Below are 701 nucleotides of genomic sequence, written 5' to 3' on the forward strand. Positions count from 1 at the left end.
GGGTTGCGGACAGTGTCTGGTGGGTAGTTTGACTGGGGCGGTCTCCTCCCAAAGAGTAACGGAGGAGCACGAAGGTTAGCTAATCCTGGTCGGACATCAGGAGGTTAGTGCAATGGCATAAGCTAGCTTGACTGCGAGCGTGACGGCGCGAGCAGGTGCGAAAGCAGGTCATAGTGATCCGGTGGTTCTGAATGGAAGGGCCATCGCTCAACGGATAAAAGGTACTCCGGGGATAACAGGCTGATACCGCCCAAGAGTTCATATCGACGGCGGTGTTTGGCACCTCGATGTCGGCTCATCACATCCTGGGGCTGAAGTAGGTCCCAAGGGTATGGCTGTTCGCCATTTAAAGTGGTACGCGAGCTGGGTTTAGAACGTCGTGAGACAGTTCGGTCCCTATCTGCCGTGGGCGCTGGAGAATTGAGGGGGGCTGCTCCTAGTACGAGAGGACCGGAGTGGACGCATCACTGGTGTTCGGGTTGTCATGCCAATGGCATTGCCCGGTAGCTAAATGCGGAAGAGATAAGTGCTGAAAGCATCTAAGCACGAAACTTGCCCCGAGATGAGTTCTCCCTGAGACTTTAAGTCTCCTGAAGGAACGTTAAAGACGATGACGTTGATAGGTCGGGTGTGTAAGCGTAGCGATACGTTGAGCTAACCGATACTAATGAACCGTGAGGCTTAACCTTACAACGCCGAAG

1 rRNA gene is annotated in these 701 nt (G+C 53.9%); it reads left to right on the forward strand.

Features of this window, described 5'->3' with window-relative positions:
• Nucleotides 1-689: ribosomal RNA gene (locus tag ABLV17_RS13595) — 23S ribosomal RNA — on the forward strand; the annotation flags it as partial.
• Nucleotides 690-701: the final 12 nt, after the last annotated feature.

The sequence above is a fragment of the Klebsiella sp. CN_Kp091 genome, from assembly GCF_040065095.1.
In the GTDB taxonomy this organism is placed as follows: Bacteria; Pseudomonadota; Gammaproteobacteria; order Enterobacterales; family Enterobacteriaceae; genus Klebsiella; species Klebsiella aerogenes.